Here is a 24,222-nt window from a genome sequence, read left to right as displayed (position 1 = left end):
GATGATCAAGCTCGGCATCGTGATGGACCCTATTGCATCCATCAATATCAAAAAAGACACCAGTTTTGCCATGCTACTTGAAGCACAACGCCGTGGTTGGCAAATTCACTATATGGAGATGGGTGACCTCTATCTGCATGCCGGTGAGGGCAGAGCCCGCACTCGACAACTGACGGTAAAACAAGACCAGGAGAACTGGTTCAATTTTGGCACTGAGCAAGACCTGCCACTGCATGAGCTGGATGTGATCCTGATGCGTAAGGATCCGCCATTTGACACCGAATTCATTTATGCCACCTATATTCTAGAACGTGCAGAAGTGAAAGGAACCCTGGTGGTCAACAAACCGCAGAGCCTGCGTGACTGTAACGAAAAACTGTTTACCGCCTGGTTCCCAGAACTGACACCAGACACCCTGGTCAGCCGCAGTGCAGCCCGTATTCGTGAGTTCCACCAGCAGCATGGCGATATTATCCTCAAGCCGCTTGATGGTATGGGGGGAGCTTCCATCTTCCGTATTAAGCAGGATGATCCGAACCTGTCGGTAATTATCGAAACCCTGACCGAACACGGTAGCCGTTTCTGTATGGCACAGAACTTCCTGCCAGCGATTAAGGACGGGGATAAACGTATTCTGGTGGTAGATGGTGAACCCGTGCCTTATTGCCTGGCACGTATCCCGGCACAGGGGGAAACCCGTGGTAACCTGGCAGCAGGTGGCCGGGGTGAGGCTCGCCCGCTAAGTGCCAGTGATTGGGAAATTGCCCGTGCAGTGGCCCCAACCCTCAAAGAGAAAGGATTGATTTTTGTTGGATTGGATGTGATCGGCGACCGCCTCACTGAGATCAACGTCACCAGCCCAACTTGCGCTCGCGAGATCGAAGCCGCCTTCCCGGTTTCCATCACCGGCATGTTGATGGATGCCATTGAAAAGCGCCTGGCGAAAAGCTAACTACCCCATCCCCTTTCTCTGAAAGGGGATGCTATAACAACTCGAATTATTTAGAGTATATTGACTATCCCTAATTAAAAACCACTGACTTATATAACCATATGAATTTACAGCACCATTTCCTGATCGCCATGCCTGCCATGGAAGATCCGCGCTTTAAGCATGCAGTGATATACGTTTGCGAACATAACGATGAAGGAGCCATGGGGTTGGTTATCAATAAACCGATGGAGCATTTCACCGTTGAAACGGTGTTGGAAAAACTTAACATCCAGCCTTCACCGCGCGACCCATCAATTAAGCTGAAGAAGCCAGTATTCTCTGGCGGGCCATTGGCCGATGATCGCGGTTTTATTCTGCATACGCCACATGAAGGCTTTGATTCCAGCATCCTGATCTCGCCTACGACCATGATCACCACCTCGAAAGATGTACTGGAAACGCTCGGTACCCCGAACCAACCGGCAGAGGTACTGGTTGCACTCGGCTATGCTGGCTGGGACAAGGGCCAGTTAGAGCAAGAAGTGCTGGCTAATGCCTGGCTAACCACCGAGGCCGATAACGAGATCCTGTTCCATACGCCAATCGCTAACCGCTGGCGCGAAGCTGCAAACCGCTTAGGGATTGATATTCGTAGCATTGCCAACCAAGCAGGACATGCCTGATGACCAACCGTACTATCATTGCCTTTGATTTCGGTACTAAAAGCATCGGTGCGGCTATCGGCCAGGAAATCACCGGCACCGCACGGGCATTACCTGCCTTCAAGGCACAGGATGGCGTACCGGAATGGCAAAAAGTTGAACGTCTATTGCAAGAGTGGCAACCCGATTTAGTGGTAGTCGGTTTGCCTCTGAATATGGATGGCACTGAGCAACCGTTAACTGAACGTGCCCGTAAATTTGCCAACCGCCTGCATGGTCGCTTTGGTGTGCAGGTAATTCTGCATGATGAACGTTTAAGCACCGTTGAAGCACGTTCACACCTGTTTGACCGGGGTGGTTTCCGGGCGCTCGACAAAGGTAGTGTGGATTCAGCCTCTGCGGTGGTTATTCTGGAAAGCTGGTTTGAGCAGCATCCTTAGGCCCTCCCCCGCTGAGTATCCCCGCTTGAATACGCTGCTGTAACCCTTGTTCAAAGGTTTGCATACCCGCTTGCCCCCCGCTATGTAACACACTGGCCAACTGATGGGTTTTCCCCTCACGGATCATGCTACTGACTGCCGCCGTGGCGGTAAGAATTTCGTAAATAGCCACTCGCCCACCACCAGGCCTGCTCAACAGCTTCTGTGCAATCACTGCTTGCAGGCTGTTAGCTAACTGCGCACGCACATAGGGTTTTTCCTCTGCGGGGAATACATCCACCAACCGCTCTACCGCTTGTGCTGCACTACGCGTATGCAGGGTCGCCAGTACCAGATGGCCGGTTTCCGCTGCCGTTAAGGCCAGCCGAATAGTGGTGGTGTCACGCAGCTCCCCCAGCAGGATCACATCAGGGTCTTCACGTAATGCGGCACGCAATGCAGCGTCGAAGCTGTGAGTATCACGCCCCAGTTCCCGTTGCTGAATTAAGCAACAACGACTGTGATGAACAAACTCGATAGGATCTTCCAAAGTGAGAATATGGCGGTGCTGATGCTGATTAATAAAATCGATCATGGCCGCCAAGGTGGTGGATTTGCCGCTGCCTGTGGCGCCAGTCACCAATATCAGACCATCAGAGCGCTGTAACAAAGCGGGGATAATCTCAGGTGTGGCCAATTCCGCCAGGTTTGGGCAATGGCTGGCTATCCTGCGTAACGCGACGGAAAGCCCACTGTTTTGTAAAAAGAAATTAGCCCGTAACCGCACGCCATCCGCCAGGGTCAATGCCAAGTCAAGCTGCCCAACCTGCTGCAATTGCTGCCACAGACTTGGCGTTAATAACCGCTTACACCCGGCCTCCATCTGCTGCGGCGAGATAATTTCTTCCCCCGCGACCGCCTGCAACTCACCATCAATACGTAACATGGGCAGATGACCGCTACAAAGGTGCAGATCTGAAGCATTATGCTTTACACTAAGAGCCACAAATTTATCGATATCCATATCAATCTCCTGGGTTAACTATGAGTACTATCCAACAGAACCTGCAAGATGTCAGGGGGCGTATTGCTACCGCAGCGCTAAGTTGCGCGCGCTCGCCAGAAGAGGTGGTATTGCTTGCAGTCAGCAAAACCAAACCTGTGGAAGCGATCGCAGAAGCCATCGCGGCAGGTCAGCGCGCATTCGGTGAGAATTACGTGCAGGAAGGTGTGGAGAAGATCCAGTATTTTGCTCAGCAACCCAACGGAATTGGCTTGGAATGGCACTTTATCGGCCCGTTGCAATCCAATAAAAGCAGACTGGTTGCCGAGCACTTTAACTGGTTCCATACCCTTGATCGCCTGCGAATCGCCGAGCGACTCAGCGATCAACGCCCTACGGGTATGCCAGCGCTTAATGTACTGATCCAGATAAATATCAGTGACGAACAGAGTAAATCAGGCATTGCCTTGACTGAACTGGCCCCCTTGGCTGAAGCTATCGCTACGCTACCCAATATCACCTTGCGTGGATTGATGGCGATCCCGGCACCGGAAAGCGATTATCAGCGCCAGTTAGCGGTATTTGGCCAGATGAACAGCGCCTACCAGGCGCTTAAACAGCGTTATCCGCAAGTGGACACGCTGTCGATGGGGATGACTGACGATATGTCCGCCGCCATTGCCGCGGGCAGTACCTTGGTACGTATCGGTACCGCTATTTTTGGCGCTCGGGCCTAACAAATCCATACAACCAATGAGGAAGTCCATGCAACACCGTAAAATAACCTTTATTGGTGCCGGCAATATGGCACGTGCGATTATCGCTGGTCTGGTTGCCAGTGGTTATCCGGCTTCCGCCATCAGCGTTTGCGCACCATCACCGGGCAAGCGTGATGCGCTGGCCGCCGAGTATGGCGTGATCAGCAGCGCCGACAATATCGCCTGCGCACAAGCCGCCGATGTGGTGGTGCTGGCGGTAAAACCACAGATGATGGCGCAAGTCTGTCAACCGTTACAACAGCAGGTTAATTTCTCTGGCAAACTGGTGTTATCCATTGCAGCGGGTATCCTGGTCAGCCGATTCTATCAAATGCTCGGCACCACCTTGAATATTGTGCGTATTATGCCCAATACACCCGCACTGGTGGGGGAAGGCATCAGTGGGCTGTATGCACCGGCTCAGGTAAGCCAACAAGACCGCGATTACACCAGCAGCCTGATGAGTTCAGTGGGTAAAATCTGTTGGGTCGATGACGAGAACGATATCAATGGCGTAATAGCCGCTGCGGGGAGTGCCCCGGCCTACTTCTTCCTGTTTATGGATGCGATGCAGCAAGAGGCTGAACGTATGGGCTTCAGCAGCCAAGCGGCCCGTAACCTGGTGCAACAGGCCGCTGTGGGGGCGGCCGCATTGGCTAGCGCCCACCCGGAAATATCTTTAGCAACCCTACGAGATCAAGTAACCTCTAAAGGTGGCACCACCGCCGAAGCATTGCGGGTATTCAATGAGCACCACCTGCCAGAGACCGTCGCTAAAGCGATGCAGGCTGCCGTTTCCCGTGCGCAGGAAATGGAAAAATCATTTTAACTGTACCTGAAAGTATTCAGGTTGCTAAGCAACTTGAACTCTCAAGGGCATCACCAAGAGTTAAGGAAAAGGGTAACCTACATGCTAACGCTGACTTTCCTGGTCAAAACTGTTATCGATATTTATGTGATGGTGCTGTTGCTGCGCATCTGGATGCAACTGACACGCACCGACTTTTATAACCCCTTCTCACAGTTCGTGGTAAAGGTCACCCAGCCGATTATTGGGCCATTGCGCCGTATTCTTCCTTCTATGGGGCCGGTAGACAGCGCATCTTTATTGCTGGCCTTCCTGCTGATGACCATCAAGTACCCGCTGTTGTTGCTGATCCAAAGTGGCGGCATGTCACTCAGTCTGTATAACTTGCTGTTTGGCCTGATCGCCTTGATCAAATCTGCCGGGCACCTGATTTTCTGGGTGGTGATCATTCGGTCATTAATGAGCTGGGTCAGCCAAGGGCGCAGCCCGGTTGATTATGTTATGCATCAGCTTACCGAACCGCTGATGGCCCCGATCCGTCGGTTGATTCCAGCAATGGGTGGGATTGATTTCTCTGCGATGGTGGTGATCCTGATCCTCTATCTTCTCAACTCTCTGGGCGCGGACGTGTTTGGTCAGATCTGGGTCCTACTGTGAGTGCAGTCACCCCAATGCCCGGCGCGCTGACTATCAGGCTTTATATCCAGCCTAAAGCCAGCCGTGACCAGATTATTGGCCTGCATGGCGACGAGATAAAAGTCGCCATTACCGCACCTCCGGTAGACGGTCAGGCCAATACCCACTTGGTCAAGTTTATCGCCAAGCAGTTCCGGGTGGCGAAGAGCAATGTGGTGATAGAAAAAGGCGAATTGGGGCGACACAAGCAGCTACGCATTGTTAACCCACAGCAGATCCCTGCTGTGATTGCAGCACTATATCCGGCCGAATTTTGACCCGGCCGCTTGATTGACGACGGGTATCATCAAATAATTTCCAAGGTAATCACTATGCAAAAAGTCGTTCTTGCCACTGGCAACCCGGGCAAAGTACGTGAACTGGCCGATCTGCTAGCCGATTTTGGTCTGGACGTGGTAGCACAAACCGAGCTTGGCGTGGACTCCGCTGAAGAAACTGGCCTGACATTTATTGAAAATGCCATCTTGAAAGCTCGTCATGCGGCACAGATTACTGGCCTGCCAGCCATTGCTGACGATTCCGGTCTGGCGGTAGATGCTCTGGGGGGGGCTCCGGGGATTTATTCTGCCCGCTATGCTGGTTTGGAAGCCAGCGATCAGCAGAATCTGGACAAATTACTGGTCACGCTGCAAGACGTACCGCCAGGCAAACGTGGTGCCCAATTCCACTGCGTACTGGTCTATATGCGCCATGCAGAAGATCCCACCCCATTAGTGTTCCATGGTTGCTGGGCTGGGGAGATCGCTTTTCAATCCTCCGGGGCGGGCGGTTTTGGTTACGACCCAATCTTCTACCTACCAGAATTGGGCAGCACTGCAGCGGAATTAACCCGGGATGAAAAAAGCGCCGTTTCGCACCGTGGTAAAGCATTAAAGCTGATGCTGGAAGCCATGCGTAATGCCAGTTAAAACTATGCAATTGTCAGTTAAAACCATGCAACTGCCACCACTGAGCCTCTATATTCACATCCCCTGGTGTGTACAGAAGTGCCCATACTGCGATTTCAATTCCCATGCGTTAAAGGGCGAAGTACCGCACCAGGAGTATGTTGACCATTTGTTGGCTGACCTGGAGGCTGATTTGCCACTCACCAGTGGCCGTGAAATCAGTAGCCTGTTTATCGGTGGCGGAACCCCGAGCCTGCTAAGCGCAGAAGCCATGCAAGCCCTGCTGGACGGTGTGCGAGCACGGGTCAAAGTTGCTGATAATGCCGAAATCACCATGGAGGCTAACCCAGGCACGGTGGAGGTTGACCGTTTCAGTGGCTATCTGCGCGCTGGCGTGAACCGCATCTCCATCGGCGTACAGAGCTTTAGCAGCGAAAAACTAACCCGCCTGGGCCGCATACATGGCCCAGATGAGGCTAAACGCGCCGCACACCTGGCAGCAGGGCTTGGGTTACGCAGTTTTAACCTTGACCTGATGCATGGCTTGCCGGACCAATCACTGGCAGAAGCCCTGGACGACCTACGCCAGGCCATTGCGCTGGATCCCCCCCATCTGTCGTGGTATCAGCTGACTATTGAGCCCAATACCCTGTTCAGCTCACGCCCACCCAAACTACCCGATGATGACGCACTCTGGGATATCTTCGAGCAGGGGCATCAGTTATTGAGTGACGCGGGTTATCAGCAATATGAGACCTCTGCCTATGCCAAGCCGGGCTATCAGTGTCAACATAACCTCAACTACTGGCGGTTTGGTGACTATCTTGGCATTGGTTGCGGTGCGCACGGCAAGTTGAGTTTTGATGATGGGCGCATACTGCGTACCAGCAAAACCAAACACCCACGTGGCTATATGCAAGGGAAGTATCGCGATAAGTCGCACCAGGTTGCAGCCGATGATCGGCCGTTTGAATTTTTTATGAACCGTTTCCGTTTGTTGGAAGCGGCACCTCGTGCAGAGTTTACCCGCTATACCGGGCTGGATGAAAGCGTGATCCGCGCCCCACTGGAACTGGCACTGGCCAACGGTTATCTACTGGAGTCTGAGCAATACTGGCAGGTGACAGAAAAAGGCAAACTGTTCCTTAATTCACTGCTGGAACTCTTTTTAGCCGATGAATAATAGATGGGGCAACCTCTGCCCCATATCTATCAAACCTTACTTCAGCGCTTTAATCAGGCCTTTACGCTGGTTTTCTAATGCACTCACCCGGTTGCAAACGTCGCGGCCAAAGTTCTGGAACCCCTGCTCCTGGCTGCTCCATTCATTTTTAATGGCTTGTTGCAAGCCACCCAAATTACCCATGAGCGCCTGCAGTGGGTTGCCTGCAGCATTAGCTACCTGCTTGATCCCCATTTCGTTCAGGCTATCTTGCAATACACCGCCCAAACTCTGCTGCACAATATTGCGTGAATCCTGTTCAACCTGATTGATCGCCTTGTGGTGAAATGCCAAACCATCACTGCGACGCTCAATAACACGATTCATCTGCTGCTTAAGCTGGGTATTCAGTGTGGTCAGGCGATTACGCACATTACTGCTGCTACCCAACTGTTTGACAATTACGTTATCCAGCGCCACCCGGGCTTTTTCCAGGTGCTGCTGTGCCCCTTGTTCGATCAAGGGTAAATCTTTGCGCAATGCCTGCTGATAACTAAACGCCTTTTGACGCTGGTTATCATTCAGGCTCATCACCTTACCGTTGTGCGTGACATCACCATCAGGGGAAATATTAAGGTCCCCACTTGCTCCCACCACTTGCACCTGATGTGGCGTGATAATGACATCATCTTGCGGCCTGACATTGCACTGGTACTGCGCAGAAACCGGCAACGCAGACAGCAACAGTAAAGCTACTGCGGTTTTCTTTAACATGGTTTTCATTAACCTGATTTTCTTTAAAAGAGCTTCCTGTGATACCCGTTACCCGTTCTGCGGTCTATCTGGCAAGGTTAGTCCCACCAAATGTCAAACAACGCGCTAACCCTTACCTCATTCAACTGGCGTGCTTCCAACCAGTTTTTGATCAGGTCGCGCTGGGCATCGGTACAATGGCCAATCTGCTGCAAACAGACCAAGCCTTCCCACTGTAGGTAGCCGCTGCCATCAAACGCTAACCCGTTAGGTTCGATAACCTCATCAATAAACGCATCCAATGTGCTGTCAATATCTTCGACAGCAGTACCTTCAGCAAAACACCAGGCAACGGAAAAGCCCAATTCCTGAAACTCGTCAATATGCATTTTTTTACGTAAGCGACGACTGCGGTTCTTAGCCATTATTTAACCCTCTCAAACATCAAATCCCAAACGCCATGTCCCAGGCGCTGGCCTCGTAATTCAAATTTTGTTAGCGGACGTGATTCTGGCCGAGGCACATAATCCTGAGTGACAGACAGATTACGGTACCCGGCGGTGTTATTCATCACTTCCAGCATATGCTCTGCATAAGGTTGCCAGTCGGTGGCCATATGAAATACCCCACCGATTTTTAATTTACCTAACACCAGTTCAACAAACGGCGGCTGTACAATGCGACGTTTGTTATGCCGTGCTTTGTGCCACGGATCGGGAAAAAACAACTGCACCATATCCAGTGAAGCGTCTTGAATCATATTTTGCAAGACTTCTACCGCATCATGGCACATTACCCGCAAATTACTCAATTGCGCTTCATGGGCATCCGCCAGACAGGCCCCGACACCCGGAGAGTGAACTTCAATCCCCAGAAAATTCTGCTGCGGGTTTTGGGTCGCCATCGTGACCAGAGACGCCCCCATGCCAAAGCCTATCTCCAGTACCGTCGGGGCTTCTCGGCCAAATAGCGTCACCATATCGACAGGTTCAACTTGATATTCTAACCCCATGACCGGCCAATAGTTATCCAACGCGTACTGCTGACCTTTGGTCAAACGCCCTTGGCGGCGGACAAAACTGCGAATACGGCGCATCGCGCGGCCGTTCTCATCAAATTCCGGAGAGATGACGTCATTAATCATAGTGCTTTCTATCTGTTGAACTGCCAATTAGGGAAACGCGCATTATGCAAAGATACCTTGGTTTAGCAAGCATTCATCACGCTACTTGCCTGAAAGTTCCGGTTTACAGCACCTTGACTCTATGCTGCAATCGCCCATCAATAAGATCATTAACCGCCGGATAACGCCCCCATTTATGATGCAAGCGCAACAGTTTTCGCACCTGGTGCTTGAGTGGTACCAACGCTATGGTCGCAAGACGCTGCCATGGCAACTCGATAAAACACCTTATCAAGTATGGCTCTCTGAGGTGATGTTGCAACAAACTCAGGTTGCCACAGTGATCCCCTATTTTCAGCGATTTATGGCACGCTTTCCAAACTTGCGCGCCCTTGCTGAAGCACCATTGGATGAAGTGCTGCATCTCTGGACCGGTTTAGGTTACTACGCACGCGGCAGAAACCTGCATAAAGCGGCTCAAACTATTGTGGCACAACACGGCGGCGAGTTCCCCACAACCCTGGAAGAAATTGTCGCTCTGCCTGGTATTGGCCGTTCAACCGCCGGGGCGATCCTCTCTTTATCGATGGGGAAGCACTACCCCATCCTTGACGGCAACGTCAAACGGGTACTGGCACGTTGTTACGCAGTCGATGGCTGGCCAGGTAAGAAAGACGTGGAGAACCGCCTCTGGCAACTGAGTGAAGAACTGACGCCTGCAGACGGTGTTGGTCAATACAACCAGGCAATGATGGACCTGGGGGCGATGATTTGCACCCGCAGTAAACCCAAATGTGATCTTTGCCCCCTCAATCTGGGTTGTAGCGCCAACGGCAACAGCAGTTGGGCCAACTATCCGGGCAAAAAACCGAAACAGACCCTGCCAGAAAAAACCAGCTACTTCCTGCTGTTGCAACAAAGCGATAAAGTCTGGCTGGAACAGCGACCAGGCACAGGTTTATGGGGCGGGTTATTCTGCTTTCCACAGTTCAGCACCCAAGAAGAGCTGGCGTATTGGTTACAACAGCGCGGCCTGAGCACTAACCACCTACAGCAGTTGACGGCATTTCGCCACACTTTCAGCCACTTTCATCTGGACATTGTGCCCATGTGGCTAAACATCGATAAAGTCGCTTGTGCCATGGATGAGAATGCTGGTCTCTGGTATAACTTAGCGCAGCCGCCATCGGTCGGGCTGGCAACGCCTGTTGAAAGGCTGTTGCAGCAGTTGGCGAAACAGTCCCTGCCCTAAGCCGGTATCACTATTTCGGTATAACTATTAATGAGGAATTAGCATGAGCAGAACCATTTTTTGTACTTTCCTGCAACGTGACGCCGACGGGCAGGATTTCCAGCTCTATCCTGGTGATATTGGCAAGCGCATCTATAACGAAATCTCCAAAGAGGCCTGGGCAGAATGGATGAAGAAGCAAACCATGCTGATCAATGAAAAGAAACTCAATATGATGAACATTGATGACCGCAAACTGCTGGAACAAGAGATGATCAACTATCTTTTCGAAGGGCACGATGTGCATATTGAAGGTTACACACCACCCAGTCAGTAAATTTACGCAGCTAGCGTTATGTACCTAAGTTCATTCCAGTTGCAGGACAACCGCAGGGTGTTTTAAACAACGCTTACGCTGGCTCCGCAGGAGCCAGGCCCTGATGGACCAAGTCACGCAGCAAGTATTGTATACGGCTTTGACATGAAGAAAATTTTAACGTTACTCGTGATAGCACCTTTGCTGATCTCTTGTTCCAGCAACAAAGATGAAGCAGTTAACGAAGCCTATATCAAAGACACCAACGCCTTTGACATTCTGATGGGGCAATTTGCCCACAACATCGAGAATATCTGGGGAATGAACGAAGTTCTGATCGCTGGCCCCAAAGATTACGTCAAATATACTGACCAGTATCAAACCCGAAGCCATATTAACTTTGTTTCAGGCACCATCACTGTCGAGACCATTGCCACTACCGATCCCGCCGCTCATCTACGTCAGGCGATTATCACCACCTTGCTGATTGGGGATGACCCTGGTTCTATTGATCTTTATTCTGATGCCAATGACATCCAGATCAGTAAAGAGCCGTTCCTCTATGGGCAGGTGCTGGATAATGAAGGCCAGAGTATCCGCTGGGAATGGCGCGCTGCTAAGTTTGCCGACTACCTGCTGCAACATAAATTACAACGCCGCACCTCTGGCCTGCATGTGATCTACTCGGTCAACATTCAGTTGGTGCCTAACCACCTGGATAAACGTGCGCATAAATACCTGCCCATGGTGCGCAAAGCTTCACAAAAATACGGTGTCGATGAATCGCTGATCCTGGCAATTATGCAGACTGAATCCAGCTTCAACCCCTATGCAGTAAGCGGTTCAGATGCACTCGGGCTGATGCAGGTCATGCAACATACTGCCGGTAAAGATGTTTTCCTGATGAAGGGGAAATCGGGCATTCCAAGCCGCAGCTATCTGTTTGATCCAGAAAATAACATTGATGCCGGCACCGCCTATCTGGCGATTTTGCAGAACAACTATCTGGGTGGTATTCAAAACCCGACTTCACGCCGTTACGCGGTGATCACCGCATACAATGGTGGCGCAGGCAGCGTGCTTCGGGTATTCCACAGTGACAAAGCGCGTGCCGCGAGCATTATCAACAGCATGCCCCCGGGCGATGTTTTCCAGACCCTCACCACCAAGCACCCGGCCAGTGAATCACGCCGTTACCTGGTGAAGGTCAACAACGCCCAGAAAAAATATCGGTGAAAATAACTCATCACCCTGTCATGACCTGATGAAAAATGACTATTTTGACTGAAAAGAGAACAAGTAAAACTGTTTGTAGCAGAAACTGATTGACGCCACACCAGCAATACGGTTTAATGCGGCCCGTTGCCCGGATAGCTCAGTCGGTAGAGCAGGGGATTGAAAATCCCCGTGTCCTTGGTTCGATTCCGAGTCCGGGCACCACTTATTCAGAAGCGCTTGTCATTCTTTCAGGATGAAAAAATGACGGGTTCTAAAGCGAGCACAAACTAGCAATAACCCAACGCAGAATGGTAGTTTTATGTAGTGATACCATTACTCGGTTGTTGTAAAAGGCTCTTGAAAAGCCCACCTGTTACCGCAGGTGGGCTTTTTCGCTTACGTGTTTTACATTTTCTACATTCAAATATCAAACTGCGTCAAGGGAAGTTCCTCCCCTCCCCCATCTAAACCCACAATTCCTGTTCTAGCAACTCGCGTAAGCTATCGATATCCTGATCAATGTACTCCAACGTAGAACGCAAACTGGAATGCCCCAACCGGCGTTTGACGGCCTGCAGATTACGATCTGGTGATTTCATCAAGTTAGTGGCCACAGTGTGCCGAAAACGGTGCGGGCTGACCGCAAAGCGGCATTCACGGGAAAGACGATGGAAAAAAGAGCGCAGCGGGTACACACCCATTGGCTCAGGCGACGCATTCCCCTGTTGTACTTTACGTCGTAGATCAAAACGGTTCACATTAAACAGTTGTTCAGTGGGCGATGCGTCAACCTCCTGAGTACGCATCACCAACATCTCCAACCGTGGCCGCAAGCGTGAGGTAATAGGGACACGAAATTCCCGGTGATTTTTAGAGCCCGCAGTAATCACATCAATCCAGTGTTCTTCCAGATTCACATCGCACAGCCGCACATGCAGCAGTTGATTCTGGCGCATCCCGGTATAACTTAATGTGTCTAATACCGTCAGCCAAAACCAGGCCGGATATCAAAGCACTGCGGAATACCCGCCAACTCATGGTTGAGCAGAGAACCGCGCTGGCTAACCAGTTTCGTTCTCTGCTCGCTGAATATGGTCTCATTATTCCTGTTGGGATCCAGCGCCTTCAGCAGCAACTACCAGAACTTATCGAAGATGCGTCTTCACGCTTCGCCGTTTGCTTTATTCACTGCGGGAAGATATGCAGACCCTGAATAAACGGATCAACTGTCTGGATGGCGAAATTGCTGCATTGTCTTCACAACAGGCTGCATATCGCCATTTATTAACGATCCCGAGTGTCGGTCCTCTTATTGCTGCGGCATTTATCAGTGAAGTGGATGTAGTACAGTTCTCCAGTGGTAGAGAATTATCCGCTTGGCGCGGTCTTGTTCCACGGCAGCATAGTTCGGGAGGAAAACAAAGATTGTCCTCTGTGACAAAAAATGACAATCGCAGCCTGAGAATATTAGTCATCCATGGCGCACGATCGGTGATGCGCTGCGTGAAAAAGCGCAATGATAGCCTGCGTCTGTGGCTGAAAAGGCTCGAGGCCCGGCGAGGGTTCGGTATGCGTCACCTTATTATTCCAGGTTGTCGCTTGTAATTGCTGCTCTTTCAAAACATGCCTGCGCCATTCGAGCACCCCTCTGTTATCAACCTCATTCGGATTTTTAGTGGTAAACCTTAAAAAAGTCCTCACCACCTTTCGATAACTCCACTCGGTGTCATTACGGACCGCATGACTGAAAAAATAATGGTCTAATAGCGCATCAAATGTTACTAACTGTTCACAAGTCACCAGATGTTCTCCAGGATTGCTCCATAAAGTAATCAAAGAACTACCTGCCGGAAATGCGAAAACATTTCAGCAATATTCATTTGCCAGATTGGTACTAGCCACCTGTATCGAATATAAACTGCATCAAGTAGTTGAAAAACCTGACCGTTTCCTTCTGGTATGTGCATAGCGTGGGTATCCTGATAGTTAACAGGTGTTCCACTCTAGGAAGAAAAATAACGGCCACAACAAAAAACTCTATATGAGTTTTAAAAATTTATTTAATAAAAAACGCTCCATGACTATCGGAGCGTTATCGCGAGTATAAATTTCGATAGGATTAACCACCTTTAAGTGGAATGCTGCCGGCCAAAAAAAGGGAGGCGAAACTGGGGCTCCCTGGTGTATAGCCGCATTCCTGCACCCCAGCCCGCCAATTAATTGATTTAAAACGCAATCTTCCCGAAAAATGCTTCTCAGTAATCCTTGTCAAAAGCATAACGAAGTTTCCGATCACCAACATGCAGAAGTAATTGAGTGTTAATAAATCATAAACAGAAGCCGAAGTGAATGTTTTTTGAGTGTATTTTTTTATAATAATGAGTGTTTAATGAGTTTTTATAATAAAATCATACTGATATATGATACATTCCCTTAAACAACCTCTATAATCCGTATTTAAGGTGCTTGGCTTTGTATTGATGCTAAATAACTGCGCCTAATACCGCTCCAGTTGTCGATTTCGGGTGATGTTTGTCCAGTGATCAGCAGCAGCCGGTGAAGCCGTATGGTGGCTGGTTCTCTTGACCGGAAAAGAGCAAACCTAAGCGTAGCAAGGCCTGATGCAAGATGTAGCACAATTAGGCGCAGCTATTTAGTTATATGTTCACCTTGACTAATAGAGATAACTAAAAAGGATCGAAAGGTTATGTCCGACAAATTGAACTACGTAGATATAGTCACTCAATTATTAAATAAAAAAGGAGTCGGAGAGCGGAAACATGCTTCAACTTTAGCATCTATACTCGGTCTACAATATAATAGTGCCAAACAAAAACTTGATGGTAAAAGAGGTATTACTTTACACGAAGTAAAAAACATATTTAAATATTTTCAAGAATCATTTGATGGAAACAAAAATCATAATTGTATTTTTATTATGAATAGTATTCATAAACGATGCAATATTGAAATTAGCGATATCACTATTGGTCCTGAGGAAGAGTCAGCCACTCATGCCATAAAATCAGACGGAATGTATATCATTGATTCAACGCAAATACAGAAAGAAGGCGTTGAACACTTTAAAGTTGAAACTATAGATTTTTTACCTGCGCCCAAGATTGCTATTTTAGACAATAATAATGATATTCTAGATTTAATGGAGAAAATTGTAAAAAGGTACGGCATAGATTCTGACACATTTAATAAAAAAGGTGATCTATTACAATCTATGGAAAGTATAAAATATGAGGGCTATATCTTAGATTGGCTACTTGACTTCAATGAAACTCCAGAGAAAGCGATTGTTAAAATAAGAGAACAAAACAGCATATGCCCAATAATTATCTTAACCGGACAGGTAGATCACTTTGAAAAAAGCATAGGTGAAATGATACTTAAATATGATGTTCAACTGATTGAAAAACCCGCAAAACCTTTTATCATATCATCATTACTATTATCAAGCTTATTTTTCAACTAACAATATGGGTATTGAAATTAAAAAGGATGAGCCGTGATTTAACAATGATTTAACTCTAATGTGCCCATGCAATAGGTCTACATAGTTTTTTATAATAGTTAAGCCCAAGCCTAGCCCTTGCTTGGTGTCTTTTTCTACACCTTGGTTGAATGCCTTATATAAGTCGTCAAGCCTTGAAATATTAAATCCAATGCCATTATCCTTTATCAAGATAAAAAGATGACTTCTCATAATTTTCGATTTTATTATTACCGTGCCATTCTCTGTGTTTTTATCAGCATTATCAAGCAAGTTAACAACAATTCTGTATATCTTATACTTGTCAGTCACTATATATTTCTTACACACCGAATTTTGCATTTTAATTTTATTCTTTGAGCGCTTTGATAGCTCCATAACAGCATCATGCAAAACGCTGTTTATATCAAACATAGATTCATTTATCAAAGCATTTCCTATCTCTATTTTAGAATAATCCATCACTTCTTTAGTTTGTTCAATAATCTTGTCCACATGAAATGATATCAATTTCACTTCATTCCTCAACTCACTCTGAGTTAGCTCGTGCTCTATTATATCTGCTGCTATAACAATCGCTTGCGTTGAACTGGCCAACTCATGATAAATAGAAGAAATAAATAAATTTTTCTTTTTAATCACTTCTCTTAAATTCATTGAGTTTCTAGTGATTAAAATCAGAATAGCAGATAACAATATTAATGAAATAATGGCAAAAAACTCAGCCTTACCTGAATTGTCTTTTATTATCTCTTTTACTTCATTAAAGTTAGCTATCTGTATTTTATAAATTACTTCTTGAAGGTCAATAATACTATCTTCCATCTCACTCATATAATCAAGAATATAATCCTTTCTCACCTCTCCATTTATAAATTGCTTACTATATATATCTAATTTTTCAGTTTGCTTCTTAAGCTTTAATATAATACCTAGAAATTCGTCATCATGGTAGAATGCTCCGCTATACGTAGACCTTCCTTCTAAAATATTAATTTTAGATTTAAATAAATTTAATTTCGTCTCAAATTCATCAAACATCTCATTATCACTTAAAAGTAATGATGTCTTTATCCTCTCGAACGAAAGATATAATATTTCAGCGGCTGAATAGTTATCCAGGTTTGGCTCTATTTCGTTATATCTATACTTTACCTTTTCAAAACTAATAGCAATTAGCACCATTGAAAGCGCAAGTATGACAAATAAAGAAATTAAAATACCCAGTAATTTTTTGCTCATTTAATTTCCAATCTTTTCAGTTGCCATACTGTTTTGGCATTTATATCCAACTGGTCTAACTCTGGGTGTGAGTCTCTAGGATAAACTATCGCAAAAGGGCCGAGTTTATCTATGCTCATGTAATCTCCATTTCTTTTATAAGCAATAATTACATTGTATTTTAATAATTCATCCACGGGCATTGAATATGAGTAGTCATCCCAAGCGAATGCCCTGACTGTTTTCCCAGTCAAATTATACTTTTTTGCGAAGTCCGAAAACTTTACACCTAAGAATGTAGACTTGGGTGTGTATATGGTAGCCGTTGAAAATGAGTGACTGGGCAATGCCTGTAGGTCATCAAGAGTAATTTTTGCTTTCACTCCATCATTAGCCTTAAGGTCAAAGTAATTAATCTGCCCATAAGAGCTACATGTAAACAAAGTTAGAAAAAAGAAAACACTCAATAATCTTTTCATTCACCTACCCCTTGCGCTTTAAAAATTCAATTTGTCCAAACTCATCACTACCAATATTCACCCAGCCATGATATCGATAAAAACCCTCAGCTTTTGAACCAGGATCTGTTGTTAAATGAATCTCCTCTGCACCATTAGAAAAACACCACTCAGTAACGCGACTAATTAACGCGCTACCTATTCCAATTGATTGATATTCTGGTTTAACAAACAGTCCTCCCACAATCGCTTCTGGTATAAAAACAGCAAAGCAAAAACCAGCATATTCATTATCCATTCTGCAAATCCATCCTCCGCCTTGATTTATATCATCCAATGCTTGTTTCCTAAGTAGATATTGAATATGATGGGGATGCAATAAATTCTCCTCTACAGAAAATCTGATCTCATAAAAATAAGGCAAATGACAAGCACGCAATTTCTCATATACAATTCCATCATTCATCTCTTAGTCTCTTCTTATACTTACCATTATAATTAGTATGTTATCTTTCAGAGTATTATGGCGTTTATCCAGACTCTTGGCAATGAGAAGGTAAACGGCTAAATATGTATCCGCACGCTGACTGTATTGACGGGAAAAGCGCTTAACTGGCATGTTTCCATGCCAGTCGTTACCAAACTGGCTAAGGTATTATCGTCAAGATGCTGTCTGCAGGGATAGGAGCAGCACCATAAATTTTTGCTGCGGGGATAAGGTAGCCGTTGAACAATTTACCGGATTTGTTTTCCTGGCAGCAGTATACGTTCGTTCCATCCGTTTGCCGTTTATGGAGCTTCAGTTTCTCAAATTGTTTTTGTATAACGCGCCAATCGTGCGATTGTTCCGCCAATGTTGATTTCCTTTCAGCAATAAACTGATAGAAAATCGTCGGTGACCTCATAAACACATAGCCCGCAATGATATGGACAGGGGACTTCGCTTCATTTACCGCAATGGATTGTTCTAAAAGACACTTCTTCAACCATTGATAGAAAACCTCCCCTACACTAGCCAAGCTTGGGTGCAAAGGTTCTGCTCTCGATGCTACCGCCGTCGCTTGCGTTAATGTTTCTCCCTGATTCTCGAGCAAACTAGTCGACTCCGAAAAACCCATAACGGTTAATAAGTCCCCCGTAACATCCTCTACAACGGGTTTTGCACGATCAACGTTGAGAACGTTCTGGCTAACAGCACTGTCCAGTGAGGTAGCAAGGGCAACAGGCGCGTTACCTTCAGCAGAGGGTATGGAAAGAATAGGTGCAGGGTTGGCAGCACTGGCCGTCAGCGGCAATGTTGCCTCCAGAACGGCAGGGAGTATCGTTGCTATTGCAGGATCCGCCACAGCAGCTGCAGTTTTTCCTATCGATGTGCGGATCGCTTCCAAGACAATGGCATTAACGATCCCTGATTCGTTACGAAACCCCGTTAAATACAGCGACAACGTTCTTAGCACTTCTGGCCAGGCACTCAACCACTGTAGCGCCTTGTCAGGAATGATTTTCCAGGCCAACATTGCACCCAAGCTTTGAACCTGAAGCACATCGGTCACCGGTGCAAAGCGAAAACGATAGGGCTCACCAGGTATGGCGTTAAGCGGCATCCAGCGCTGCCCACTTTCCAGTTCGACCTCAATCTGACATAGCCCGTCGAGCGCTTGCAGCATCACGGCGTACACAATGACTGCATTCCAAGCGGCGCTCTGTGAAGCCTGTTCTTCCGGTTGGGCCCCCACCGGCAGTAAATAGTTTTTTGATAGCCGGGCTGCATAGGCCACTGTCTCCAACAAATGATCCACCATGCCCCCTAGGTAGGCATGATGTTCGTTCTCAGTAGCAGGAAACTGCTGCATCAGGGTGACGCAGCGCTCAAGCGGTTGCAGGTAATACTGTTGATACAGGTCTTTTGGTAGCGAGGAGTAATCCCACAGCATTTGAAGCCATTGTTGGCGTCTTGCCTCTGATAGCAGGCTACTTGCCGATTGGGGCAACGCATACCCTGAAGGAACGGAGAGTGTAGAATCGGCAGGTGAAGAAACGACTGGACGGAAAAAAGACCTCAGTTTCAGACGTAACATAGCGGGAACCCTTGTCAGGTGAGTAATCGCGCTACCTTATCTGTCTTGGTCCAGAGTGCAACCGACAACTCTTTATCTGAAAAATGGAGACTGTAATTTAAATTGTGGTGCGACACGAGCGGTAAGTGTCAAGGTAGTTGTCGCCCCAGATTAGTTTATGCGGCCTGTTTTTCCCGCTCTGGATTGAGCGTGGTACTCCCTTGCCATTTCCAGTTCCGCGTCGACCCTGACCAACGTGTCGGGTTCGCTGCTCTTGCCGCTTGATAGACCTTATCCCGTTGAGATAACAACGCCTTGTCCTCACCCGGTTCGTAAGAGAAGAGAAATGAGTCGATTATTGAATAGAATGAATATGGTTACACTGCTGTTGGGATTGGCAGCTAATGCAAGTGCAGCAGGAGTCTGTTCGTTTGCGGTTGGAAATAGTAAGTCGGTATCGGTAGTTCCTTTACAAGCTCAGAATATGACCGTGGGGCCGTATACACCGAACGGAACGATACTGTTATCCCATTATGTTGGCGGCAGCAATATCACGGGAACGGCACCTACCCCGACGTTTAGCTGTACTCCGTCGCCAAAGAGTTACAGTATCGTGCCAAGATACGTCAGAACCAGCACGCCAAAACCGCTTTCTGGCTGGAATGGCTCACCATATCCTGGGCAGGTATTTGAAACTGGCGTTCCCGGAATTGGTGCTGTTATTTCTTATTGGGGAAGAGCATTCCCAACAGAGAGAGTAACCATCAATGTTGGAAGTAATGTGCCCTATTCGGGATATGTTGGCACTGAGTTTGACCTGTTATTGATCAAGATTGGGCCGGTATCTCCCGGTACCATTAACGCTGCAGATTTGCCCTCTATGGCGATGCAGGTGACTCCAACCGGGGGGATTGCACTAAGTTTAAATAGCATCAGTTTTTCAGGTAGCATTAATATAGTTTCGCAAACTTGCCAAACGCCAGATGTATATGTGCCGATGGGAACAGTCAATATCGATCAGACCTTTAAGGGAACTGGGTCGGTATCTACCTGGCGGGATGCTTCTATCCGTTTGACCCATTGTCCTCGGTTCTATGGTTCAAAGTTTCAGGTAAAAAGTTATACCAGCGTGGGGAACGCAACAAGTAGCTCCACGGCCAACTCACTGGAACTAAAATTGGCACCGAACACTTCTATTGTTGACGGAACCAAGGGGATTCTCGGTATTAGGACGGGAACGGAAAGTGCAACGGGAGTCGGTATCCAAATGGCTTATGGTAAGGTTAGCGATACATCACCCGCTCTGGTCAATTTTGCGAACAGCAGAAGTTTTAACATGGTCAATAATGATTCAACGACGCAAACGTTGCCGCTGGTAGCCAGGTATATTCAGACCAATGATCGGGTAACGCCGGGGAAAGCTGATGCAGCTGTCACCTTTATGATTAACTATTTCTAGATGGTGCGGTTTGGCTAATCCCGGGGCTGGCTATACTCGACATACTTGAAGTTGCATCTGAGTTGACTTTCCCCGTTCACCATCAGTCACTTACCAGAGTAAGCTTCTGGGATTTCCCTGTATTGCCGCGTTATTCGGCCCAAATTTGGGCCTCGCCCCTCCGGGGCCTGCGCTGTTCAAAAACGCATTGCGTTTTTGTCATGCAACACGAATTATTGAGAGTAGAGATACGGAGGATTTTTTGGTGAGGTTGATTACCTGTGGTTTCAGCGACCTGGATTTTTCCCACTGGGTTGCCCGTTGAGTAGAACATACCAACAACCACATGCCACCAGTATGGGGATGTTTAGCGCGCAATCAAAGTGAGTGCTGTACCGGCCGATGTTATGACGTAGAGTTTAATTTTTCACATTGGAAAAAATGGTTGGGATTAATTTCAAGTGACCATTATTGCGATAGGGCACTTATTTGAGCGCGTATGCTATCCGCTGCAAAATCCAAAAATCGTCTCACTTTCATGGGCATATAGTCTCTGGATATGTGCATCAAGCTAATAGGAACAACCTGGGGTTCAAACGTGTCCAAGACAACTTTAAGTTCACCCGCGCTGATGGCATCGGCAACTTGATAATACAACAGTCTGGCAAAACCGACGCCTGAAATAGCAGCATGAACGGCTGCATCTGCCGTTGTGACCGTTAGCCGGGCGCAAATCGGCGTATCTATTATTGCCCCTGATGCGGAATATAATCGCCAAACTCGAAACGGAGAGGGACCATCAATGGCTATTGAAGGAAATCTGAATAACTCTTCAGGAGACTGCGGCGTTCCGAGCTTTTCCAACAATAAGGGACTGGCGCAGATAACCGTTCGTAGCGAACCCACCTTAGTGGCTACCATTGAACTGTCAGGCAATACACCAATACGTACTGCGATATCGACTTGCTTCTCAAGTAAATCAACATTGCTGTCTGACAACTGCAGGCGAATATTAATCTCTGGAAAACGCGCTAAAAATTCCGTGACTATAGGAAGCACGTGTATGCGGCCAAACTGAATGGGGGCAGTAATAACCAGTTCCCCACGAGCAGAAACAAATTCACCCGCCGCTTCCTTTTCCGCGTTACCGACCATTTCCAACACTTGCCGCGCAGCCGCCAGATAGGTGACTCCCGCGTCCGTGAGGGTTAGCTTCCTGGTCGTACGGATCAGCAGTTTCGCCCCTAAATGCGCCTCTAAGTCAGAAACTTTACGGCTCAGGGTGGTAACCGGGGTACTAAGCGCACGGCTAGCGGCTGAAAAACTACCTAAATCGGCCACCATCAGGAAAGTCGACATTGCCTCAAAGCGGTCCATTTATCTTCCCATTTTTCGGTAAGGTGTTTAGCGAACTTACCAGATTATGTCGGTAGTGGAAAGGTCATATAATAGCCAGATAAAGTAAACCTGTAGCTGTTGTTCGTATTCAAGAGGAGTTGTAAATGCAAGAAGCGAGACCACCACTTCCACCGTTTGATATGGGATCTGCGATAAAAAAAGTACGTTTGGCTGAAGATGCCTGGAATAGCCGCGATCCGCAAAGGGTAGCGCTTGCCTACACTGTAGACAGCTTTTGGCGTAATCGTGCCGAGTTTGTTCAGGGGCGTGAAGCTATCGTCCAGTTTCTGACACGTAAGTGGCAGCGCGAGAACGATTATCGGCTTATCAAGGAACTGTGGAGCTACCACTCGAATCGCATTGCGGTGCGTTTTGCTTATGAATGGCATGACGCACAGGGCAATTGGTTTCGCTCGTTTGGCAATGAAAACTGGGAGTTCGATCCACAGGGTTTAATGCAATTGCGCTTTGCGTGCATCAACGACTTACCGATTAAAGCGTCTGAACGCCTCTTTCATTGGCCACAGGGTCGCCGTCCGGATGATCACCTTAGCCTCAGTGATTTAGGGCTTTAATGATTTTCGTGGTCGCGCGCTGTTCGCAAAATGCGGCTCAAGCCTGCTATCTTTAGAAAGATTGACGCTGTTTTATCGTGGGCAATGTATCTCTCCATTTTTTGCAAAGGGTATTACCACTTACATCGGATTATTCTAATAAGAAAAGGGTAATACAATGCCCGCATCAGACAAATGCCTAGCAGATTGTCTCCGAACAATGATTATCACTTACCAGGGATTACGTTAATGCTGCCAACAACTTATAATACCGTAGATGTCGATGGGTATTCTGTTTTTTACCGCGAAGCAGGCGACCCATCAAAACCAACGCTGCTGCTTTTGCACGGTTTTCCGACCGCTAGCCATATGTTCCGTGATTTGCTGCCTCTGCTGGCAGATCGATTCCACCTCGTTGCCCCAGATTTTCCTGGTTTCGGCTTGTCCGCTCAGCCTCCACGCAGTGAATTTACCTATAGTTTCGATGCGCTTGCTCAAGTCATTGGGCGTTTTACTGAGGTGATTGGGATAAAGCAGTTTGCACTGTATATTTTTGATTACGGTGCGCCAGTTGGCCTGAGGATAGCAATGGCAAATCCGGAGCGAATTACGGCCATTATTTCGCAGAACGGTAACGCTTATAAAGAGGGGCTCAGTGACAGCGGTGTAATGCTGCCAATGGTACAATACTGGAATGAACCGACGCAAAGCCACCGCGATGCTTTGCGCGTGCTTTTAACACCAGAAGCAATACGTTGGCAATACGAGCACGGCATGCCGGAACCACATGAGGTGTCACCCGATGGCAGCACGCTCGATGCTTGGTATATGCAACGTCCTGGCGTTGACGAGATCCAGCTCGATCTGTTTTTGGATTATGCCAGTAACATCGCGTTGTATCCTGCATTTCAGGCCTATTTCCGCGCTTATCAGCCAAAATTACTGGCTATTTGGGGAGACAAAGACCCATTCTTTACACCAGCAGGTGCAGAGGCTTATCAACGTGATATACCCCATGCGCGCGTCCAATTGTTAGATGCTGGGCACTTCGCTTTAGAAACGCATGCCGTAGAGATCGCTGGGGCAATCCGCGGTTTTCTTGACGAATAAATCAGTTTTTGGCCCGGGCTGTATTGCCGTTTTGGCCCGGGCTGTATCCCATTCGGTCTGGGTCACCAGCTCATTACGCCAGCCTTGTGCCTTGAGGCTCTCGATGGCGTAGGTGAGCCTGAACAGGTCGTTTTGGTGCTTTAGCTCGCCATTGCAAGAGCGCCAGATGAACTCGAAGCGGGTTCTGAGTTTGGCCTCACCCCCACGCTTGCGCCCCTTGTCCAGCAACTGCTGAATATCCAGCGCCACGCTGCGGGGAAACCGTTTCTGCTTTTGGGCTGTCGCCAGCCAACGAACGAGGAACAGATGTTCTGCCATCGGGGAAGTGACGGCACCTTGCTGAACGGCTGAGTGTAACGCCACAAGTGCACAAAACGCGAGGTGAGCGAGGTCTTGTACGGTCTGGTCGGGAGGATTTACCATTGATGCCATCATGTTGAGTGAAATGGCTGCCAAGGGTAATGGAGCTAGATGCGTATTACGGTGATTCTGACCATTGATTTCGGTGATTCCG

Annotated in this window: 28 protein-coding genes, 1 tRNA gene and 1 pseudogene; 18 read left to right on the top strand and 12 right to left on the bottom strand. The window is 47.8% G+C overall.

The features are described 5' to 3' along the window. Position 1 precedes the first annotated feature (1 nt). From gshB to ruvX, 3 genes are all read left to right on the top strand, one after another. Positions 2 to 952: a glutathione synthase gene (gene gshB, locus IO95_RS01715; protein WP_023489064.1), complete on the top strand. Its 951-nt coding sequence runs from the start codon at positions 2 to 4 to the stop codon at positions 950 to 952. Positions 953 to 1,053: 101 nt separating this feature from the next. Next, positions 1,054 to 1,617: a YqgE/AlgH family protein gene (locus IO95_RS01710; RefSeq protein ID WP_023489065.1), complete on the top strand. Its 564-nt coding sequence runs from the start codon at positions 1,054 to 1,056 to the stop codon at positions 1,615 to 1,617. Next, positions 1,617 to 2,036 carry a Holliday junction resolvase RuvX gene (ruvX, locus tag IO95_RS01705; protein ID WP_023489066.1) on the top strand — a complete coding sequence of 140 codons (420 nt, stop codon included), beginning with the start codon at positions 1,617 to 1,619 and terminating at the stop codon, positions 2,034 to 2,036. Before IO95_RS01710 ends, ruvX begins: the two co-directional genes overlap by 1 nt. On the opposite strand, the gene IO95_RS01700 is transcribed toward ruvX, so the two are convergent. Next, on the bottom strand, positions 2,002 to 3,039 hold the full coding sequence (locus IO95_RS01700) for a type IV pilus twitching motility protein PilT (protein ID WP_023489067.1): 1,038 nt from the start codon (positions 3,037 to 3,039) through the stop codon (positions 2,002 to 2,004). The genes ruvX and IO95_RS01700 overlap by 35 nt on opposite strands. Before the next feature lie 20 nt (positions 3,040 to 3,059). Between IO95_RS01700 and IO95_RS01695 the strand changes: the two genes are divergently transcribed. The 6 genes from IO95_RS01695 to hemW all read left to right on the top strand — a co-directional run bounded on the left by IO95_RS01695 (position 3,060) and on the right by hemW (position 7,350). Then, the gene (locus IO95_RS01695) at positions 3,060 to 3,755 is read left to right on the top strand and encodes a YggS family pyridoxal phosphate-dependent enzyme (protein ID WP_023489068.1); all 696 of its coding nucleotides are present in this window, start codon (positions 3,060 to 3,062) and stop codon (positions 3,753 to 3,755) included. Between the two features lie 28 nt (positions 3,756 to 3,783). After that, positions 3,784 to 4,605: a pyrroline-5-carboxylate reductase gene (gene proC / locus IO95_RS01690; RefSeq protein ID WP_023489069.1), complete on the top strand. Its 822-nt coding sequence runs from the start codon at positions 3,784 to 3,786 to the stop codon at positions 4,603 to 4,605. Positions 4,606 to 4,686: 81 nt separating this feature from the next. Beyond that, on the top strand, positions 4,687 to 5,241 hold the full coding sequence (locus IO95_RS01685; protein ID WP_023489070.1) for a YggT family protein: 555 nt from the start codon (positions 4,687 to 4,689) through the stop codon (positions 5,239 to 5,241). Beyond that, on the top strand, positions 5,238 to 5,537 hold the full coding sequence (gene yggU, locus IO95_RS01680; protein WP_037383530.1) for a DUF167 family protein YggU: 300 nt from the start codon (positions 5,238 to 5,240) through the stop codon (positions 5,535 to 5,537). The genes IO95_RS01685 and yggU overlap by 4 nt, the downstream gene beginning before the upstream one ends. A gap of 54 nt (positions 5,538 to 5,591) precedes the next feature. Next, positions 5,592 to 6,188, top strand: a complete 597-nt coding sequence (gene rdgB, locus IO95_RS01675) for an RdgB/HAM1 family non-canonical purine NTP pyrophosphatase (RefSeq protein WP_023489072.1) — start codon at positions 5,592 to 5,594, stop codon at positions 6,186 to 6,188. 25 nt (positions 6,189 to 6,213) lie between these two features. After that, complete coding sequence (gene hemW / locus IO95_RS01670) at positions 6,214 to 7,350, top strand: radical SAM family heme chaperone HemW (protein ID WP_037383563.1); 1,137 nt, start codon at positions 6,214 to 6,216, stop codon at positions 7,348 to 7,350. A 36-nt stretch (positions 7,351 to 7,386) separates the two neighbouring features. Here the strand turns inward: hemW and IO95_RS01665 are convergent, their stop codons facing one another. The 3 genes from IO95_RS01665 to trmB form a co-directional block, all read right to left on the bottom strand. Further along, the gene (locus IO95_RS01665) at positions 7,387 to 8,103 is read right to left on the bottom strand and encodes a DUF2884 domain-containing protein (protein ID WP_023489074.1); all 717 of its coding nucleotides are present in this window, start codon (positions 8,101 to 8,103) and stop codon (positions 7,387 to 7,389) included. A 77-nt stretch (positions 8,104 to 8,180) separates the two neighbouring features. Further along, positions 8,181 to 8,507, bottom strand: a complete 327-nt coding sequence (locus IO95_RS01660; protein ID WP_023489075.1) for a YggL family protein — start codon at positions 8,505 to 8,507, stop codon at positions 8,181 to 8,183. Further along, positions 8,507 to 9,226 carry a tRNA (guanosine(46)-N7)-methyltransferase TrmB gene (gene trmB, locus IO95_RS01655; protein ID WP_023489076.1) on the bottom strand — a complete coding sequence of 240 codons (720 nt, stop codon included), beginning with the start codon at positions 9,224 to 9,226 and terminating at the stop codon, positions 8,507 to 8,509. Before trmB ends, IO95_RS01660 begins: the two co-directional genes overlap by 1 nt. 175 nt (positions 9,227 to 9,401) lie before the next feature. On the opposite strand from trmB, the gene mutY reads away from it, so the two are divergent. From mutY to IO95_RS01635, 4 genes are all read left to right on the top strand, one after another. After that, a complete protein-coding gene (gene mutY, locus IO95_RS01650) occupies positions 9,402 to 10,457 on the top strand; it encodes an A/G-specific adenine glycosylase (protein WP_023489077.1) in 1,056 nt (351 codons plus the stop codon). A 43-nt stretch (positions 10,458 to 10,500) separates the two neighbouring features. After that, positions 10,501 to 10,773: an oxidative damage protection protein gene (locus IO95_RS01645; protein ID WP_023489078.1), complete on the top strand. Its 273-nt coding sequence runs from the start codon at positions 10,501 to 10,503 to the stop codon at positions 10,771 to 10,773. A 144-nt stretch (positions 10,774 to 10,917) separates the two neighbouring features. Then, a complete protein-coding gene (gene mltC, locus IO95_RS01640; RefSeq protein ID WP_023489079.1) occupies positions 10,918 to 11,988 on the top strand; it encodes a membrane-bound lytic murein transglycosylase MltC in 1,071 nt (356 codons plus the stop codon). Positions 11,989 to 12,116: 128 nt separating this feature from the next. Then, positions 12,117 to 12,192 (top strand) — tRNA-Phe (locus IO95_RS01635). 242 nt (positions 12,193 to 12,434) lie between these two features. Here the strand turns inward: IO95_RS01635 and IO95_RS01630 are convergent. Then, a pseudogene (locus tag IO95_RS01630) lies at positions 12,435 to 12,977 on the bottom strand (site-specific integrase); the annotation flags it as partial. 193 nt (positions 12,978 to 13,170) lie between these two features. Between IO95_RS01630 and IO95_RS01625 the strand changes: the two are divergent. Continuing rightward, positions 13,171 to 13,575 carry an IS110 family transposase gene (locus IO95_RS01625; RefSeq protein ID WP_023492879.1) on the top strand — a complete coding sequence of 135 codons (405 nt, stop codon included), beginning with the start codon at positions 13,171 to 13,173 and terminating at the stop codon, positions 13,573 to 13,575. Positions 13,576 to 14,677: 1,102 nt separating this feature from the next. Further along, a complete protein-coding gene (locus IO95_RS01620; RefSeq protein WP_037383523.1) occupies positions 14,678 to 15,454 on the top strand; it encodes a helix-turn-helix domain-containing protein in 777 nt (258 codons plus the stop codon). Here IO95_RS01620 and IO95_RS01615 read toward each other — a convergent pair. From IO95_RS01615 to IO95_RS26285, 5 genes are all read right to left on the bottom strand, one after another. Next, positions 15,440 to 16,714: a sensor histidine kinase KdpD gene (locus tag IO95_RS01615; protein ID WP_037383520.1), complete on the bottom strand. Its 1,275-nt coding sequence runs from the start codon at positions 16,712 to 16,714 to the stop codon at positions 15,440 to 15,442. The two genes, IO95_RS01620 and IO95_RS01615, sit on opposite strands and share 15 nt — an antisense overlap. After that, positions 16,711 to 17,172 carry an oxidoreductase gene (locus IO95_RS01610; RefSeq protein ID WP_037383517.1) on the bottom strand — a complete coding sequence of 154 codons (462 nt, stop codon included), beginning with the start codon at positions 17,170 to 17,172 and terminating at the stop codon, positions 16,711 to 16,713. Before IO95_RS01610 ends, IO95_RS01615 begins: the two co-directional genes overlap by 4 nt. 4 nt (positions 17,173 to 17,176) lie before the next feature. After that, the gene (locus IO95_RS01605) at positions 17,177 to 17,617 is read right to left on the bottom strand and encodes a GNAT family N-acetyltransferase (protein ID WP_037383514.1); all 441 of its coding nucleotides are present in this window, start codon (positions 17,615 to 17,617) and stop codon (positions 17,177 to 17,179) included. Between the two features lie 181 nt (positions 17,618 to 17,798). Further along, positions 17,799 to 19,229, bottom strand: coding sequence for a TraI domain-containing protein (locus tag IO95_RS01600; RefSeq protein ID WP_023489702.1), 1,431 nt, complete (start codon positions 19,227 to 19,229; stop codon positions 17,799 to 17,801). 155 nt (positions 19,230 to 19,384) lie between these two features. Then, on the bottom strand, positions 19,385 to 19,519 hold the full coding sequence (locus tag IO95_RS26285; RefSeq protein WP_255351345.1) for a hypothetical protein: 135 nt from the start codon (positions 19,517 to 19,519) through the stop codon (positions 19,385 to 19,387). Between the two features lie 35 nt (positions 19,520 to 19,554). Between IO95_RS26285 and IO95_RS24630 the strand changes: the two genes are divergently transcribed. Then, a complete protein-coding gene (locus IO95_RS24630; RefSeq protein ID WP_023489703.1) occupies positions 19,555 to 20,667 on the top strand; it encodes a fimbrial protein in 1,113 nt (370 codons plus the stop codon). Positions 20,668 to 21,114: 447 nt separating this feature from the next. Here the strand turns inward: IO95_RS24630 and IO95_RS01590 are convergent, their stop codons facing one another. Next, entirely contained in the window at positions 21,115 to 22,023 is a 909-nt protein-coding gene (locus IO95_RS01590; RefSeq protein WP_023489704.1) for a LysR family transcriptional regulator, read from the bottom strand. A gap of 125 nt (positions 22,024 to 22,148) precedes the next feature. Here IO95_RS01590 and IO95_RS01585 point away from each other — a divergent pair, with 125 nt between their 5' ends. Further along, positions 22,149 to 22,619, top strand: a complete 471-nt coding sequence (locus IO95_RS01585) for a nuclear transport factor 2 family protein (RefSeq protein WP_023489705.1) — start codon at positions 22,149 to 22,151, stop codon at positions 22,617 to 22,619. A 228-nt stretch (positions 22,620 to 22,847) separates the two neighbouring features. Beyond that, positions 22,848 to 23,708, top strand: coding sequence for an alpha/beta fold hydrolase (locus IO95_RS01580; RefSeq protein WP_023489706.1), 861 nt, complete (start codon positions 22,848 to 22,850; stop codon positions 23,706 to 23,708). Here the strand turns inward: IO95_RS01580 and IO95_RS01575 are convergent. Next, positions 23,652 to 24,131 carry a DUF2913 family protein gene (locus IO95_RS01575; protein WP_023489707.1) on the bottom strand — a complete coding sequence of 160 codons (480 nt, stop codon included), beginning with the start codon at positions 24,129 to 24,131 and terminating at the stop codon, positions 23,652 to 23,654. The two genes, IO95_RS01580 and IO95_RS01575, sit on opposite strands and share 57 nt — an antisense overlap. Positions 24,132 to 24,222 lie beyond the last annotated feature (91 nt).

It is taken from the genome of Serratia sp. DD3 (assembly GCF_000496755.2).
This window is presented reverse-complemented; position numbering and strand designations above follow the sequence as displayed.